Consider the following 15,228-nt stretch of genomic DNA (forward strand, 5'->3'; position numbering starts at 1 on the left):
TAAAGTCAGATTAATACAATAAATATGAATGGCTTATATATAATTTTAATGTATTTCTATTTAAATGAATTGCAATAGTGCATGTTTGGCACAGGGCAAGTTCTATAGAAAATCTGTAGTTTTTATCTCAGTAGGTTGAGTTTAAGTTTTAATTGAGCTTAGATTAAAAAGAAGCGTTAATGAAATGATCATGTGGTTCATTTTTAAGTAATCATTAAAAAACACTCTAAAGTCTGAGGTTTAAAATAGCACGACAGTCAGAAATTATCTGACTGCCGTGGCTTAGTGTTAAAGCTCTGCAGATGAATGGAATGTTTAAAATTAGTGCAAAATTTTGTTTAAGAATTGCTGTGCACGTTCACCTCTTGGTGCATTAAAGAATTCATCTTTACTGCAATCTTCCACAATTTTCCCCTGATCCATAAAAATAATGCGGTCTGCAACTTGGCGGGCAAAGCCCATTTCATGTGTGACACACATCATGGTCATGCCTTCCTTGGCTAAACCGACCATCACATCTAGTACTTCATTAATCATTTCAGGATCGAGTGCAGAGGTAGGCTCATCAAAGAGCATGGCAATTGGGTCCATGCTGAGTGCGCGGGCAATCGCAACACGTTGTTGCTGACCACCAGAGAGTTGTGCTGGAAATTTTTCTGCATGTGCACTCAGGCCAACACGCTCTAAATAGGCAAGGCCTTTCTTTTTTGCTTCTTCTTCAGAGCGCCCTAGCACCTTGACTTGAGCAATGGTGAGGTTTTCTGTAATGGATAAATGTGGAAACAACTCAAAATGCTGAAACACCATCCCGACACGGCTACGTAGTTTACTTAAGTCGGTTTTGGGGTCATGAATACCAATCCCATCGACAGAAATTTCACCTTGCTGAAAAGGTTCAAGCCCGTTGACGGTTTTAATCAGGGTGGATTTGCCAGAACCTGAAGGGCCACAGACCACCACCACTTCACCTTGTTTAATTTGCGTGGTGCAATCGGTTAGTACTTGAAATTCTTTATACCATTTACTGACATTTTGGAGGTCAATCATTACTTTTTGTTCACTCATACAGTTAACCTCCGTTGTAATTTTTTCACTGCATAGGTTGCAAGCATGCTGATGGTGAAGTACACCAAGCCAGCGAATAGAATGTATTGGGTCAGTAACGACATGAGGTCACCACGGACGTAGTTGGTGCGGAAAAAGTCTAATAGTCCAATGGCATACACCATGGTGGAGTCTTGAAACAAAATAATGGTCTGTTGCAACAGGAGGGGCGTCATTTTACGGAAGGCTTGCGGCAAAATAATCAATCGCATAGTTTGCGGGTAAGTCATGCCCAGTGCATAAGCAGCAGATGTCTGACCTTTAGGAATAGACTGAATGCCAGCACGGACAATTTCCGAAAAATAAGCTGCTTCAAACAGCATGAAGGCCACAATGCTCGATACCAGCGCTGTATCAATGGTGAGGTAATTACCTGTGATCCCAGTATAAATAAACGGGACAGCAAAATAAAACCACATAAGTACCAGCAGGAGTGGAATGGAGCGGAATAAATTGACGTAGCCTTTAGCAAACCAATTGAATGCTTTAATGGAAGACAGTCGCATGAGTGCAAGTAGGGTGCCAATGATAACCCCACCAATGGCTGCACTAACCACTACTTTTAAGGTAATGCTGAGCCCATGCCAAAGCGCAGGCCAAGACTGTTGTAAATCTTGTGTAAATGCAGTGAGCCATTCCATTATTTATCTCCTGCGATTAAACCTGGAACACGCAAGCGTTTTTCCAGAAAGTTCATAAATCCAATCAGGCAGATATTAATCAAAATAAATGCAATGGTAACGTAGGTGTATATTTCAATCGTATTTTGCGTGTATTCACTGATGGTTTTCATCTGCGAGATAATTTCTGCAACACCCACTAAAGATGCAACAGAGGTATTTTTAACGCAGTTGGTCAATTCAGAACTCAGCGGGGGCAAAATGGTACGAAATGACTGTGGCAAAATCACGTAGCGGTATAATTGCGCCGTACTAAAGCCCATGGCATAACCCGCATTGGTCTGACCTTTGGGCACCGCTTCAATACCTGTGCGTACTTGTTCACACACACGGGCTGCGGTAAATAAGCCAAGCCCAATACTTGCAGAAATTAGTGCTGTGGTATTGGCACCTAAGTCATTAATCCACCAGTTTCGAATGCCTTCTGGTAAGAAGTTTGGCACGACATAAAACCAGATAAACAATTGAACCAGCAATGGAATATTACGGAAAATGGTGACATAGGCAGTGCCGATTGAACGTGCTAATGGACTAGGGAGAGTGCGCATAATGCCTAAAATGCTACCCAGTACCATCGCAATGCTCCACGCGACAGCAGCAATCACCAGTAGCCAGCCTAAGCCTGTGAAGACCCAGTTCAGGTAAGTGGTATCGCCAATGCCCGTGGATTGGAACAATACGCCCCAATTCCAACTATAATTCATAGTGACTCCTTTTACGGCGTCAGCCAAAGTTAGTCGGCTGACGCAAAGGCATGTATGGCGGTTAAGGGTTAAGCATCACGGTCATGCGGGTTGCTAATCAGCTGTTTCAGCTGTTCAGACATCTCAAAGTTCAAATTAATATTTTTTGGTGGAATTGGAGAAAGGAACCATTTCTTATACATTTGGTTGATTTCACCAGAGCTATATACCTCTTTAATTGCGCCATCGACCACTTGTTTGAAGCTTGTATCGCCTTTACGTAGCATACAACCATAAACTTCATGAATTGGTGGTGTACCCACAATTTCCCATTTGTTTGGATCTTTGGCTTTCGACTTTTCACCTGCCAGTAAAATATCATCCATCATAAAGGCCGCCGCACGACCATTTTGTAGCATAAGGAATGATTCAGCATGATCTTTGGCTGAAATTACTTCGCCAATGCCTAGCTCTTTTTCATGCTGGCGAATATAGCGCTCTGAAGTTGTACCCGCTGTAGTTACCAGTTTTTTGCCTTTTAGGTCTGCAAAGTCTTTCACCCCAGAATCTTTAGCGGTGAGCAGGCGAGAGCCAACTTCAAAGAATCCGACAGAAAAGTCGACCTGTTGTTGGCGTTCTTTATTGTTGGTGGTTGAACCACACTCTAAGTCGACAGTACCGTTAGATACCAATGGAATACGGTTTTGGCTGGTCACAAGGTTATAGCGAACTTTCAAATCTGGCATGTTCAGCTGTTTTTTTAGCGCTTCAACCACTTTGAGTTGTAGATCATGTGCATAACCTACGGGTTGGTTTGGATTGTCTGCAATATAAGAAAATGGAATAGATGAGTCGCGGTAGCCCAGCACAATGGTGCCTGACTTTTTGATTTTATCCAGCGTACCCGAATTTGAGGAAGCTGCTGAATCTGTACTTGCACCTTGTTCTGCGGATGGTGCTTTATTGTTACCACAAGCAGTTAAACCGAGCATTAGAGAACTGGCGCAAAAAAGCGCAGTCAGTGTACGTTTTTGTGTCATGAGCAAAACTCCTTTTATTGTGCTGCATTGTTTGCTGTCATTTTCGATGGAACTTTTAAAATCCTAAATTCCTTGTTATGCAAAAATGCTTTTCTTTTATGTATGAAAAACATACTGAAAATCATCTTAAGCGAGATTTGAATGCTTGCTCAAGCAAAATTCTTTACCGAATTGTTAACGGTAACTCTTTAGGAATTAACATAATTTCAAATTTAGGTTTATGAGAAAGGTGGAGCAAAAAATATGCCATTCTTAGCTTTTTAAAGTGATCTTTATTTGCTGAAGTACTTGTGTTTATGGTGTTTTTACGGATAAAACAGGTTTTACTGCCAATGCATTATTTAAATTAAGCACGGCATAAATAATTTGGATTTTGTATGTATTTTGTTCAGCATATACTTTTTAGCATCATGTTTTTGCTTATGGGTATAGACCAAAGTATAAGCAATAAAAAACCACTATGGCTTTGCTTATATACCCAAGCATGCACATTGAGATGATTCATTTCGGCCGAGTGCTGAAATGAGCGTAGAAAAAATGATGGAAGGTTAGCTTTGGGGGCAGACGTTGCAATTTTTTTTGTTATATAGTTATTCTTAAATCAATCACTTGAGTACTGGAGCTGTAGGGAATGCTGAATGTAGATACTTTCCGCAACCGCCTGCTGGTTTTATTTGCTGGCCTAGCATTTGTATTGGGTTTATCCATTACCTTATATATTGGCCACAAAGCCTCTGCGCAGATGACCAAAGCCAGTGCTCAAACTTTGAATTTGGTTGCCAAAAGCATCAGTACGACCTTGGCAAATTCGCTGACAGAACGTGAACGGGAAATGGTGCTACTGAGCGAATCGCCATTTTTTATGGCCACAGATTTTAAAAATGAACAACTGCAAGTGAAGTTGGATCAGGTTAAAAGTTCGTATAAATATTATGCATGGTTAGGCATTGCCAATGTAGATGGTGTGGTAGAAGTCGCTGCAAATAAGATGCTTGAAGGGGCAGATGTTTCTGCTCGACCTTGGTTTAAGGAAGGCTTACAACGCGTATATTTGGGCGATGTACATGAAGCGATCTTATTGGCAAAGAAACTCAAAGCTATTAACCCGAATGAGCCAATGCGTTTTATTGACTTTGCCACGCCCATTTATGATGTCAAAACTCAGAAAATTCGTGGTGTGCTGGCGGCACATGCGGATTGGAGTTGGGCTAGCCAAGTACTACAAAGTGCACTGCCAGAAGATGCTGCTCAGCAAGGGATTGAAGTCTTTATTGTTAATGGCAAAGGCGAAATTCTGTATCCTTATAAGAGTATTGGACAAGTTCAGCTCCCCAATCAAAAAACTTCTGCACAGCCTTATTTTATTGATGACTGGCATGAAGGGCAGAACTATGTGACCACAGATGTACCTGTGGTCTCTAACACACAAATGAGCATGGGTTGGCATGTAATTGTGCGTCAGCCTGTATCTGCAGCATTGGCAGATGTACGTGCCATGCAAAAACAAATTGGCTTGATTGGTTTGATAGTGACTTTGCTGATGCTGGTGGTGACTTACCGCTTAGCAAACCGTTTTAGTCGCCCGATTGAAAATCTGGCAAAAAGTGCTTATGCGGTCGAAAAAGGTCAAGACGATGTACATTTTGAGGCACAGAGTAGCATTCGTGAAATACAAGGGCTGTCTCAGTCTTTAAATAGCATGACCACCACGCTATTGACTCAAAAACACCAATTGGAAGAGGCAAACGCCACTTTAGAGCAGAAAGTGCAAGAGCGTACGCTGGCATTAAAAGAAGCCAATTTGGAATTGGAAAAATTAGCCAATCATGATGGCCTGACGGGTCTGTATAACCGTCGTGCATTTAATGACTATCAGGCTTATTTGTTTGGTCAGTTTCAGCGTCAGCAACAAGCCTATGCTGTGCTGCTGATGGATGTCGATTTCTTTAAAAAGGTTAATGATAGCTTTAGTCACGAATTAGGGGATCATGTACTGCAAAGTGTAGCCAGCTTAGTGGCAACAGCTGTACGCTCGACAGACTTTGTGGCGCGCTTTGGGGGCGAAGAGTTTATTGTGCTATTGCCAGCAACTGAGCAAGATGGTGCAGTATTATTGGCTGAAAAAATTCGTCAAAGCATTGAAAATGAAAATATTATTCAGGACTACCCAATTACTGCCAGTATTGGTGTGAGTGTTGTATTGGTTTCGGATCAAGATGGCAATGATGCGATCCGTCGCGCTGACCAAGCTTTGTACCAAGCAAAAAAACAAGGCCGTAATCGCGTTGTATCGGATGCATAGTGCGCGAAAAAACAAGGGCATTGCCTTGCGTTAAAGCACATTCAGCGACTCGGATAGTCGTGCCATTTGTTTTATAATGCCCTTACATTTATTTGTTCATTTCTCCTAAGTATGTCTTTCGATTTAAAAATCAGTTTGTTGCCTGAAAACGCAGCGACGCTTTCACCGCTACATAAAAAGTTGAATAAACTGATTGAGCAAATTGAACAGCAAAAGCTAGATTTAGCACTTTGGCAAAATGCCAAAAGTGAAATTCAGAGTTATATTCAGCTTAAACTTGTACCGATCTATCGTAATTTGCATGCGGTGTACTTTCGTCAGCTTAATCAACTTTGGCAGCATCTACAGCAAGAAGACTTTGCTAAAGCAGATTTAGCACAGCTCGATGCAAAGCTTGCGAAACTGGCAAAGCAGCTGAAAAAATCCAACTATTTAAATAGTGCCGAACTTGAAAAAATCGCAGAGGTCGATGCTTTTTATCAGCAGCATCATGCACATAATCAAAAGCCAAATAAAAAGGGCAAGTCAGCTCAAGCAGAACAGCTAAACACAAATAGTCATGTTGATATAGAACAGGAAGCTACAGAAGAATATGAATCTTATGAAGCGTGGGACAGCGAACAATATCAACGTGAGAAAGAAGAGCATCAGCGTAAACGCCTAGCGCAAAAACGTGAGCAAGCTGAAAAGTTAGTGAACCAATCCCTGAAAACCGTGTATTTAAAAATCACCGCCATGATTCACCCAGACCGTGAACCTGATGAAACTAAAAAAGCGGAAAAAACCGAGTTGCTGCAAGTGGTGAACCAAGCCCATGAAGTACAGGATTTATTTTATTTATTAAAGCTGCAATTACAGCTTGAAACGAACAAAGGTAAAAGCCCTAAAGCCTTAACTGATGAACATTTAAAGTTTTATAAAATGGCGCTTGAAGCACAAAGCCAACGCTTAGCCAGTCAGATAGATGACATCACGGATAGTTTTCACTGGACTGAAAAACCAAAGCCTAAAAATATGCAGGTGAAAGATGTGTATAAGGTGATTGATGGCGATGTTTTAGTGCTGAAAGAGCAAGTGAAGTGGGAAAAAGAACGGCTGAAATATATGGAGAAGGTGAAAGGGCTGGAAGTGTTGTTGGGACATAATGTACTTTGATGCTTTTCTCTGTTAAAAGCACCTCTCCCTAACCCTCTCCTGGAAGGAGAGGGGAAATCCATTACATATCAAATTTAAGTTATAAATTTCGATATATTGGTGGGGCTAAAATTTCATAATAAAAATTAGATTCACAATGAATGTTCCCTCTCCCTATGGGAGAGGGCTAGGGAGAGGGAAATAAAAATGAAAATTGACCCTGCATTATTAAAATTCGCCAAATCCATGCGCCACACTGCCACCGATGCTGAAAACTTTATGTGGCAACTTCTACGTGCCAAGCGTTTTATGAGTCTTAAGTTTATTTTTGGGCATGATTTTGTTCGTTTTAATGAAATCAGTCATTAATCAAGGTACATACGATGAATTTTATCCTTGTCTAAATAAAATAATGACGTGCCACAAGATTCGGGGTAGCCAACGGTTATCCCGTCCGTTTTTAATATAAAGCGAGCTTTCTCTGGTGCATCCTCATAAGCAACGATCTCAGAATCATCAAGCTTCGACATATCTACAAATTTTTCACCATTTTCAGCTTTTTCAAATACTTCAAAACCATCTAAATCATATTCAGGGTTTTCATTTTCATACCAGTAAACATTTGCACTGTCTGCTATACGAAATTCAAAAAGATATTTCTTTCCCGATTTATTTGGGTTTTTCAGTACTCGAAAGGCATCAAGTTTGCCATCACCATTAAAGTCGATCAGTTTTGCTTGTTTTAAATGTGTGGTATCAACTTCATAGCCATGAGGGAAAGGCGTTGGATTATTCACTAACATAGTGGATTGTACGGTTGGTGGAATCACTACAGTATCTTGTGTGACAGGTTCTGAAGTTGCTTGTTTTTCAGCTTTCTGCACTATTTCTTGTTGAGGTTGCTCTTTGCAGGCAATAAGTATCGATGTTGAAATGATGATGCATGCAAGATTTTTTTTATTTTGTTGTTTCATGTGGATTTTTTATAAGTTTTAGTTTGGGTGTGATTATACTGGTTTAATAAAAATAAAGAATATAGAAAAATAGAATGTCGATAAATGTGCAATTACTCAAATTTTCTCGTCAATTGAGATCGAACTCCACCGATGCTGAAAACCTGATGTGGCAACTACTCCGTGCCAAGCGTTTTATGAACCTTAAATTTCGCCGTCAGCATGTGATCCAATCTTATATCGTAGATTTTTACTGCCATGAAATTGGTTTAGTGATTGAGTTGGATGGTAGTCAGCATGGATTAGATGATGCGATTGAATACGATGCTGAGCGAACTAAGTTTTTAGAGGCCTTAGGTTTAACTGTTGTACGCTATTGGAATCATGATGTGTTGGGGCAGACGGATACAGTGTTAGAGGATTTATGGCAGAAATATTCTGCATTAAAGCAAGCCTCTCCCTAACCCTCACTTGCGCTTCGTTTTAAAGCAGCACTTTAAAACTTACTCAGAAGAGGGAATATCCATTACTAAACTGACGCATATATAAGACCAAATGACGCTCCCTCTCCCTATGATAGAGGGCTAGGTTGAGGGTTATTTAATCCATGTCTAAATTAATATGTGAATTCACAATAGCAATTTTATTATCCATGGTTTCTAAAAATAATTTTCTTTTGGTAATTAAAGTTTGAGTTTGGTTGGTAAATTCATCACTCTGAATAAAGTCCTTAAAGTTTCTTTGATTAATTGCTTGATTAATTCCATGATAGTGATTGCTTACATCTTGAAAGTAGCTATTGATAATTTGTTTATCTTCAGTACTGAATAAGCGTTGATTCTCTAGATTTATGATGGTTGCGAAGATTTCTGAATCTTTATTTATGTTTCGCCATAATTCATTATATTCGGTTTGATTCTTTTCAAATTCAAGAGTAAGTGATTCATTAAATTCATGATCTATATGATTATTTTTTGCTAAATCATTAAAATTTTGCATTTCTAAAACTGTGTGTTTACAGCGTATTAAATTTTTTATCAAATCTATGGAAATGTCTTTTATCAAATTCTTCTGATATTCAATTTTCCAAGCATTTGCTAACAATAGAACTACGAAAGGTGCCATCAGAGTTGCACTCCAAACAAACACATTTGCTAACACTGATGGGATATCTGTCGTAGCACCACCAAAGCATTCAATTACGATAATAAATAGACCTATTCCAGTGGCTAAAATGAGAAGATAGATGAATAGACAGTCTGAGAGTATTTGTGAAGATTTTTTCTTATCTAATTTAAGCATATAGAAGTAATAAAGGGCTGAATAATCAGCCCTTTATACTACAAATTTGATTAAATTAACAACACATTAAAGTGCCGCAATTTGCTCCATATTCGCTTTAATCTTCGCTAACTGGTCAGCAAACTCAGCAAGTTTAACTTTCTCGCCTTCAACCACAGCAGCAGGTGCTTTCGCGACAAAACCTTCATTGCCAAGTTTAGTGGCAATTTGGTCATGCTGTTTTTGAACCTTGTCTAAGTCTTTTTGTAGACGACCCAATTCCGCTTTAGGGTCAATCAAGCCCTTCATTGGAACGAATACAGACACGTGACCCACTACAGATGAAGAAGACAATGGCGGTTGTTCAGCATCAGCCAAGAATGTAATGCTTTCAACTTTTGCTAATGCTTTAAAGAGTGGCTCAATACGAGAAATCTGTGCTTTTTCAGCATCAGTCGTGTTTTGAAGTAGAACAGGCAACAAACGAGCATTACCTAGACCCATCTCACCACGGATGTTACGTACCGCACCAATCAAACCTTGCAGCCATTGCATATCAGCTTCAGCTTGTTCGTTAATCAATGCTTGTTCAGCAACAGGGTACTGAGCCAACATGATTGTTTCGCCAGAAATGTTCAGTTTCGGCGCAAGCGTTTGCCAGATTTCTTCTGTTAGGTAAGGCATCAACGGATGAGCCAAACGTAAAGACGCTTCCATGACTGCAAGAAGAACACGACGTACTTCAGCTTTACGCTCAACCGATACGTTTTCATCATTGAGAACAGGCTTAGTCAGTTCTACATACCAGTCACAGTATTCATTCCAAATGAACTCGTAAATCGCTTGAGCAGCCAAGTCTAAACGATAAGTCGCGAATGCTGTTTGCACCGCTTGTTCCGCTTTTTGTAGACGGCTCACGATCCACTGTTCAGGCAATTCCCAAAGGTCTTGACGAACTTCTTGACCAATCACTTGCTCTTCACAGTTCATCATCACGAAACGAGTAGCGTTCCAGATTTTGTTGGCAAAGTTACGGTAGCCTTCTACACGCTTCATGTCGAACTTAATGTCACGGCCTGTGTTTGCAAGCGCACAGAATGTGAAACGTACAGCGTCTGTACCGTAAGATTGAATACCTTCAGGGAACTCTTTACGGGTTGATTTTTCAATCTTGGCTGCTTGTTTCGGGTTCATCAAACCAGTCGTACGTTTTTGTACTAAAGTTTCAAGATCAACACCGTCAATCAAGTCTAATGGGTCAAGCACGTTACCCTTAGATTTAGACATCTTCTGACCTTCGCCATCACGTACCAAACCGTGAACGTACACAGTTTTGAACGGAACTTGCGGTGTGCCATCTTCATTTTTCATGAAGTGCATGGTCATCATGATCATGCGGGCAACCCAGAAGAAGATGATGTCAAAACCAGTCACAAGCACATCAGTCGGGTGGAAAGTATTTAAGAAATAGTTTTCTTTATCTTTCGCCGCATCGCCAGTCCAACCTAAAGTTGAGAATGTCCAAAGACCAGAAGAGAACCATGTATCAAGCACGTCTTCGTCTTGTTTCAATTCAACTTCAGGTGCAATGCCGTTTTTCGCACGAACTTCAGCTTCATCACGACCTACAAATACGTTACCTTCAGCATCGTACCAAGCAGGGATACGGTGACCCCACCACAATTGACGCGAAATACACCAATCTTGGATGTTGTTCATCCACGCCATGTACATGTTGCTGTATTGCTCAGGAACGAATTTAATCTCGCCATCTTTCACTGCTTTAATTGCAGGCTCAGCAAGCGGCGCAATTTTTACGTACCATTGGTCAGTCAGTAGTGGTTCAACGATCACGCCTGAACGGTCACCGCGAGGTGGCTTCAATGTGTACGGTTGAATTTGGTCTAACCAGCCTTCAGCTTCTGCTTGAGCAACCAATTGTTTACGTGCAGCAAAACGTTCTAAACCAATGTAGTCCGCAGGTGCAGGAATGGTTTTAGAAATTTGCTCGCCCGCTTTCGCGATGTATTCAAACTCAGCAAGAACTTCCGCATTTTTGTTGAAGATGTTGATGATTGGAAGTTCACAGCGTTTGCCCACTTCATAGTCATTGAAGTCGTGCGCAGGGGTGATTTTCACACAGCCTGTACCAAATTCTTTGTCTACATATTCGTCTTTAACGATAGGAACAGCACGGCCTGTAATTGGCAAGATAATGTTTTTGCCAACAAGTGCTGCATAGCGTTCATCATCCAGTGCAACTGCAACGGCTGTATCGCCAAGCAATGTTTCAGGACGAGTCGTCGCAACAACGATGTGATCTTTACCGTCGTGGGTACGAAGTGACTTATCTTCAAAGAAATATTTGAAGTGCCATAATGAACCTGCTTCTTCTTTATCAGACTCTACTTCTAAGTCAGAAAGGGCAGTTTGTAGTTTAGGGTCCCAGTTTACAAGGCGTTTACCGCGGTAAATTAAGCCTTCTTCATGTAGCTTAACAAATACTTCTTTCACCGCATTTGATAAACCTTCGTCCATCGTGAAGCGTTCACGAGACCAGTCTACAGAAGAACCTAAGCGACGAATTTGACGGGTAATGTTACCGCCAGATTGTTCTTTCCATTCCCACACTTTTTCAATGAACTTTTCACGGCCAAGGTCATGACGGCTAATACCTTCAGCACCCAACTGACGTTCAACAACCATTTGCGTTGCAATACCCGCATGGTCCGTACCTGGTTGCCAAAGCGTATTTTTGCCAGACATACGGTTATAACGAGTCAGAGCATCCATGATGGCATTGTTAAAACCATGACCCATGTGCAAGCTACCAGTGACGTTTGGCGGTGGAATCATGATACAGAATGATTCACCTTTTTCAGACGGTTTGAAGTAACCGCGCTCTTCCCAAGTTTGGTACCATTTTTTTTCGATCTCGGTTGGATCGTAGGTCGTAGCAATATTTTGCGCTGAATCAGTCATAGTCTAAACAGATCAAAAGTGGATAAAAAATTAGACCTATTGTAGCAAAAAAAATGGAGATTTAGGGATGTTGCAAGAATGTAAACTTTCGCCAATTGGCAGTACCAATCCTTAGCATTATGATAGGCTTAAGAAAAGAACACGTAGACCGTTAAACACTATAACAAGGAGGCCTGCAATGAGTTATACAATTTTCCTTAAAATTCAGCCAGAAACACACCAACGTTTTATGGGCATACATCAAAAAATCAACGAAAATAATACCGATAGCATGGCAAAGCCCTTGGGGGATACTCTGGCGGATATAGCCTGCGATATTATCGATCAAGTCTTTGGAAGTATGGCAAAAATGTCCAGCTCAAGTGATCATGAGTCAGAAAAAATCATTAAGCAGGTGACTGAAATGACCCGCAAATATATGCCGTGGTCGGTGTCATTTTTTGGCAATGATCGTCTCAAACCCATGGTCAATTATCTGCATGAGCTGACTGTCGATCAAAATGGCAACACCTTTGTAACTTATCCAGTCGACAATGCCTTGATTACAGAATTACTGGGCTGTGTTGAACAGATTAAACTGGGTAATAACCAATATGTACCGACTGCACTGAAGGCATTTACCGAAGTGGTCGATCAAGGGGTTACACATTTGGTGCGTGAGCCTAAAAAAATGTTGAAATTCAATATAGTAGTGGATAAAACCTTAAATGGGGTGATTAATCTAACTACTCAGCTGGGCTATAAGCGCTTTGATAAATTGGGTTCAATTTATAATGCCCAAGCAATAAGCCCATATTTTGATCATTTTATTGGCTTTATTCAGCAAGAAGCAGTAAAAAGTTAAATATCGAGTTTGATTTGCAGTTCGCATAACAGGGGAAGAACATGGCGCAACTGAAAAGTTTGCAAGACAAAGTTGTTTGGATTACAGGTGCTTCATCTGGTTTAGGCAAGGCGCTGGCACAGGAATGTGCATTGCAAGGTGCACACGTTGTGCTAACTGCACGTCGTTTTGAGGAGTTGGAAAATGTACGTGTTGGCTTACTAAAACCTGAACAGCATTTATCTATAGCAGCGGATATTACTGATGAAAATCAAGTCCGCCATGCCTATGAACAGGTCTTACAGTGCAAAGGTCGTATCGATTGGCTGATTAATAATGCAGGCTTAAGCCAGCGCGCGCTCATTACAGAAACCACCATGCAGACTGAACGCGCCATTATGGAGCTGGATTACTTTTCACAAGTATTTTTGACCAAAACAGCATTACCATCTTTCTTGCAACAAAAATCAGGCCGCATTGTGTTTGTTTCTAGCGTGGCTGGTCTATTGGGTACGCAGTATCGCGCTTCATATTCGGCAGCTAAAGCAGCCATTCACTTATGGGCCAACAGTTTACGTGCAGAAGTTGCTGAGCAAGGGGTCGATGTATCTGTCATTTTCCCAGGCTTTGTCAAAACCAATGTCTCTATTAATGCTTTAAATGGAGAGGGCAAGGCGCAAGGCTATGATAATGAAGCCACGGCCAATGGTTTAGAAGCAGATGAGTTTGCAAAAATTACAGTAAATGCATTGCTCAAAGGGGAAGAATACATTGTGGTTGGTGGTCGTAAAGAAGTTTTGGGCACATGGGTATCACGCCTGTCGCCAAGTACGCTATATAAAATGATCCGTAAAATGAAAGTGAAGTGATTTTTTGATCTCACATTCATTAAATTAAATATAAAGTGAAATGACGCTTATTTAAATTTAAGCGTCATGAGATATGCCACTACATTGGGCATCAAATTCTGCACAACTTTTTATCAATTGGAATAGTTTGTAGAATTTGGTTGTTGGTATCCTTATAAATAAAATCGTAGTGAATGTTATGTTCAAATGTATGAGCAACTGATGCGCATAAATTTTCCTTGTGTCTTTGAGTTGAATAATTCATTAAAGGACTATTCTGAATCTGTGCAGCATTCAGTTCGTATGTGTAGGCAACACTTAATTCACGTCGATCAATAGCAATTAACGTACTATATTTATCTATTCTTAGTGGTAATTTACGACGTAAATGATTTAATTCTTCATCAAGTGCTATTGTGATCTGCTCTTGAACTTTATCTGCATTGCTTCCAAAAAAATAAGGTGAAATCACATAGTGACTAAATATATACCCACCAATTCCACCTAAAATATAACCAATAACTTTTTTCTTATTCATGATTTAAGCCGAATATTTTTTCTAACGATTTATCATTTTTGAATGGCTGTTCCATAAGCAAATACTTCTACCATACCACCTTCCATGCCCATTTCAGTGGTGCTGAGGCGTAACCCTAATATTTCAGATGCGCCGATTTTTTCTGCTTCAAGCTTTAAGCGAACTACGGCTTCGCGGCGCGCACGTTCTACGACTGTTTCGTAGCTGCTCAGGTTGCCGCCAAAAAAATTCTGAATATTGGCAATCACATATTTAAAATAATCATGAGAAATGACCACATTGCTGCTGATCATTTGTCCCGGCTGTTCGCTGGTTTTAAAACGACTACTGTCTAAGCGGATATAGGCAAGACGTTTTTCCTGTACCTCAAGCTCAGCCAAGTGTTTACTTTCGGCACGACGGCCAAAACCCCAACCGATAGCAAATAAAATAACAAAAATGACAACTTTAAAAAGAAAAGCATCCATAGCCTTAGCCTTGTGTTGGGAATGGATCAGGCAGTTTTGGCTGATTGGCTTCTACGCGCACAGCAGTCCCATAAACAAACAATTCAGATGCACCTTGCGCAATATTTGAAGTCGAAAAGCGAATACCCACGATTGCATTGGCACCCAAAGCTTGCGCCTTTGCCACCATACGGTCCATGGCTTCTTGGCGTGATTCTTCTAATAGTTCGGTATAGGCTGTAAGTTCGCCACCAACAATATTTTTAAGTCCTGCTAATAGGTCACGTCCCACGTGTTTACTACGTACAGTGCTCCCATAAACCACATCAAGTTGTTGGGTAATGGTATGGCCAGGTACAGATTCAAGATTACTCAGTAGCATTTTTAGTGATCAATATCAAAAAAAGAATACAG

Annotated in this window: 15 protein-coding genes and 1 pseudogene; 6 read left to right on the forward strand and 10 right to left on the reverse strand. The window is 40.6% G+C overall.

Annotation, left to right across the window (positions count from 1 at the left end; all coding sequences use genetic code 11):
- Window positions 1–321: 321 nt before the first annotated feature.
- The 4 genes from HYG93_RS05855 to HYG93_RS05870 all read right to left on the reverse strand — a co-directional run bounded on the left by HYG93_RS05855 (window position 322) and on the right by HYG93_RS05870 (window position 3,507).
- On the reverse strand, window positions 322–1,047 hold the full coding sequence (locus HYG93_RS05855) for an amino acid ABC transporter ATP-binding protein (RefSeq protein WP_171356292.1): 726 nt from the start codon (window positions 1,045–1,047) through the stop codon (window positions 322–324).
- A 14-nt stretch (window positions 1,048–1,061) separates the two neighbouring features.
- The gene (locus HYG93_RS05860; RefSeq protein WP_106984472.1) at window positions 1,062–1,745 is read right to left on the reverse strand and encodes an ABC transporter permease subunit; all 684 of its coding nucleotides are present in this window, start codon (window positions 1,743–1,745) and stop codon (window positions 1,062–1,064) included.
- On the reverse strand, window positions 1,745–2,488 hold the full coding sequence (locus HYG93_RS05865; protein WP_106984473.1) for an amino acid ABC transporter permease: 744 nt from the start codon (window positions 2,486–2,488) through the stop codon (window positions 1,745–1,747). Before HYG93_RS05865 ends, HYG93_RS05860 begins: the two co-directional genes overlap by 1 nt.
- 68 nt (window positions 2,489–2,556) lie before the next feature.
- Entirely contained in the window at window positions 2,557–3,507 is a 951-nt protein-coding gene (locus HYG93_RS05870; protein ID WP_106984474.1) for a transporter substrate-binding domain-containing protein, read from the reverse strand.
- Window positions 3,508–4,138: 631 nt separating this feature from the next.
- Here HYG93_RS05870 and HYG93_RS05875 point away from each other — a divergent pair.
- From HYG93_RS05875 to HYG93_RS05885, 3 genes and pseudogenes are all read left to right on the forward strand, one after another.
- Entirely contained in the window at window positions 4,139–5,809 is a 1,671-nt protein-coding gene (locus HYG93_RS05875) for a sensor domain-containing diguanylate cyclase (protein WP_178962049.1), read from the forward strand.
- A 111-nt stretch (window positions 5,810–5,920) separates the two neighbouring features.
- The gene (locus tag HYG93_RS05880; protein WP_178962051.1) at window positions 5,921–6,964 is read left to right on the forward strand and encodes a molecular chaperone DnaJ; all 1,044 of its coding nucleotides are present in this window, start codon (window positions 5,921–5,923) and stop codon (window positions 6,962–6,964) included.
- 186 nt (window positions 6,965–7,150) lie between these two features.
- Window positions 7,151–7,267 (forward strand): annotated as a pseudogene (locus tag HYG93_RS05885) (DUF559 domain-containing protein); the annotation flags it as partial.
- Window positions 7,268–7,308: 41 nt separating this feature from the next.
- Here the strand turns inward: HYG93_RS05885 and HYG93_RS05890 are convergent.
- On the reverse strand, window positions 7,309–7,917 hold the full coding sequence (locus HYG93_RS05890) for a hypothetical protein (RefSeq protein ID WP_178962053.1): 609 nt from the start codon (window positions 7,915–7,917) through the stop codon (window positions 7,309–7,311).
- A 74-nt stretch (window positions 7,918–7,991) separates the two neighbouring features.
- Here HYG93_RS05890 and HYG93_RS05895 point away from each other — a divergent pair, with 74 nt between their 5' ends.
- Entirely contained in the window at window positions 7,992–8,360 is a 369-nt protein-coding gene (locus HYG93_RS05895; RefSeq protein ID WP_178962055.1) for an endonuclease domain-containing protein, read from the forward strand.
- 136 nt (window positions 8,361–8,496) lie between these two features.
- Here HYG93_RS05895 and HYG93_RS05900 read toward each other — a convergent pair whose 3' ends face one another.
- Complete coding sequence (locus tag HYG93_RS05900; RefSeq protein ID WP_178962056.1) at window positions 8,497–9,198, reverse strand: hypothetical protein; 702 nt, start codon at window positions 9,196–9,198, stop codon at window positions 8,497–8,499.
- Between the two features lie 66 nt (window positions 9,199–9,264).
- Complete coding sequence (locus tag HYG93_RS05905; RefSeq protein WP_178962058.1) at window positions 9,265–12,159, reverse strand: valine--tRNA ligase; 2,895 nt, start codon at window positions 12,157–12,159, stop codon at window positions 9,265–9,267.
- 178 nt (window positions 12,160–12,337) lie between these two features.
- On the opposite strand from HYG93_RS05905, the gene HYG93_RS05910 reads away from it, so the two are divergent.
- Both HYG93_RS05910 and HYG93_RS05915 read left to right on the forward strand, forming a co-directional pair.
- Window positions 12,338–13,003 (forward strand): hypothetical protein, encoded by a 666-nt coding sequence (locus HYG93_RS05910; RefSeq protein ID WP_106984481.1) that lies wholly within the window; start codon window positions 12,338–12,340, stop codon window positions 13,001–13,003.
- A gap of 41 nt (window positions 13,004–13,044) precedes the next feature.
- On the forward strand, window positions 13,045–13,851 hold the full coding sequence (locus HYG93_RS05915; RefSeq protein WP_106984482.1) for an SDR family oxidoreductase: 807 nt from the start codon (window positions 13,045–13,047) through the stop codon (window positions 13,849–13,851).
- Between the two features lie 91 nt (window positions 13,852–13,942).
- Here HYG93_RS05915 and HYG93_RS05920 read toward each other — a convergent pair whose 3' ends face one another.
- Genes HYG93_RS05920 through HYG93_RS05930 form a run of 3 tightly spaced genes read right to left on the reverse strand, consistent with a single transcriptional unit; the run spans window position 13,943 to window position 15,196 of the window.
- The gene (locus HYG93_RS05920) at window positions 13,943–14,368 is read right to left on the reverse strand and encodes a type II secretion system pilot lipoprotein GspS-beta (RefSeq protein ID WP_106984483.1); all 426 of its coding nucleotides are present in this window, start codon (window positions 14,366–14,368) and stop codon (window positions 13,943–13,945) included.
- Window positions 14,369–14,400: 32 nt separating this feature from the next.
- On the reverse strand, window positions 14,401–14,835 hold the full coding sequence (locus HYG93_RS05925) for a YbjQ family protein (protein WP_106984484.1): 435 nt from the start codon (window positions 14,833–14,835) through the stop codon (window positions 14,401–14,403).
- A gap of 4 nt (window positions 14,836–14,839) precedes the next feature.
- Window positions 14,840–15,196, reverse strand: coding sequence for a YbjQ family protein (locus tag HYG93_RS05930; RefSeq protein WP_106984485.1), 357 nt, complete (start codon window positions 15,194–15,196; stop codon window positions 14,840–14,842).
- Between the last annotated feature and the right edge of the window lie 32 nt (window positions 15,197–15,228).

This window comes from Acinetobacter sp. SwsAc6 (assembly GCF_013391565.1).
GTDB lineage: Bacteria > Pseudomonadota > Gammaproteobacteria > Pseudomonadales > Moraxellaceae > Acinetobacter > Acinetobacter cumulans.

What these genes read in the sequence shown, in the direction of transcription:
- HYG93_RS05905 (WP_178962058.1), bottom strand. Translation starts at nt 12,159, where the DNA reads ATGACTGATTCAGCGCAAAATATTGCTACGACCTACGATCCAACCGAG.
- HYG93_RS05915 (WP_106984482.1), top strand. Translation starts at nt 13,045, where the DNA reads ATGGCGCAACTGAAAAGTTTGCAAGACAAAGTTGTTTGGATTACAGGT.
- HYG93_RS05880 (WP_178962051.1), top strand. Translation starts at nt 5,921, where the DNA reads ATGTCTTTCGATTTAAAAATCAGTTTGTTGCCTGAAAACGCAGCGACG.
- HYG93_RS05910 (WP_106984481.1), top strand. Translation starts at nt 12,338, where the DNA reads ATGAGTTATACAATTTTCCTTAAAATTCAGCCAGAAACACACCAACGT.
- HYG93_RS05875 (WP_178962049.1), top strand. Translation starts at nt 4,139, where the DNA reads ATGCTGAATGTAGATACTTTCCGCAACCGCCTGCTGGTTTTATTTGCT.
- HYG93_RS05925 (WP_106984484.1), bottom strand. Translation starts at nt 14,835, where the DNA reads ATGGATGCTTTTCTTTTTAAAGTTGTCATTTTTGTTATTTTATTTGCT.
- HYG93_RS05920 (WP_106984483.1), bottom strand. Translation starts at nt 14,368, where the DNA reads ATGAATAAGAAAAAAGTTATTGGTTATATTTTAGGTGGAATTGGTGGG.
- HYG93_RS05865 (WP_106984473.1), bottom strand. Translation starts at nt 2,488, where the DNA reads ATGAATTATAGTTGGAATTGGGGCGTATTGTTCCAATCCACGGGCATT.
- HYG93_RS05895 (WP_178962055.1), top strand. Translation starts at nt 7,992, where the DNA reads ATGTCGATAAATGTGCAATTACTCAAATTTTCTCGTCAATTGAGATCG.
- HYG93_RS05870 (WP_106984474.1), bottom strand. Translation starts at nt 3,507, where the DNA reads ATGACACAAAAACGTACACTGACTGCGCTTTTTTGCGCCAGTTCTCTA.
- HYG93_RS05930 (WP_106984485.1), bottom strand. Translation starts at nt 15,196, where the DNA reads ATGCTACTGAGTAATCTTGAATCTGTACCTGGCCATACCATTACCCAA.
- HYG93_RS05900 (WP_178962056.1), bottom strand. Translation starts at nt 9,198, where the DNA reads ATGCTTAAATTAGATAAGAAAAAATCTTCACAAATACTCTCAGACTGT.
- HYG93_RS05860 (WP_106984472.1), bottom strand. Translation starts at nt 1,745, where the DNA reads ATGGAATGGCTCACTGCATTTACACAAGATTTACAACAGTCTTGGCCT.
- HYG93_RS05855 (WP_171356292.1), bottom strand. Translation starts at nt 1,047, where the DNA reads ATGATTGACCTCCAAAATGTCAGTAAATGGTATAAAGAATTTCAAGTA.
- HYG93_RS05890 (WP_178962053.1), bottom strand. Translation starts at nt 7,917, where the DNA reads ATGAAACAACAAAATAAAAAAAATCTTGCATGCATCATCATTTCAACA.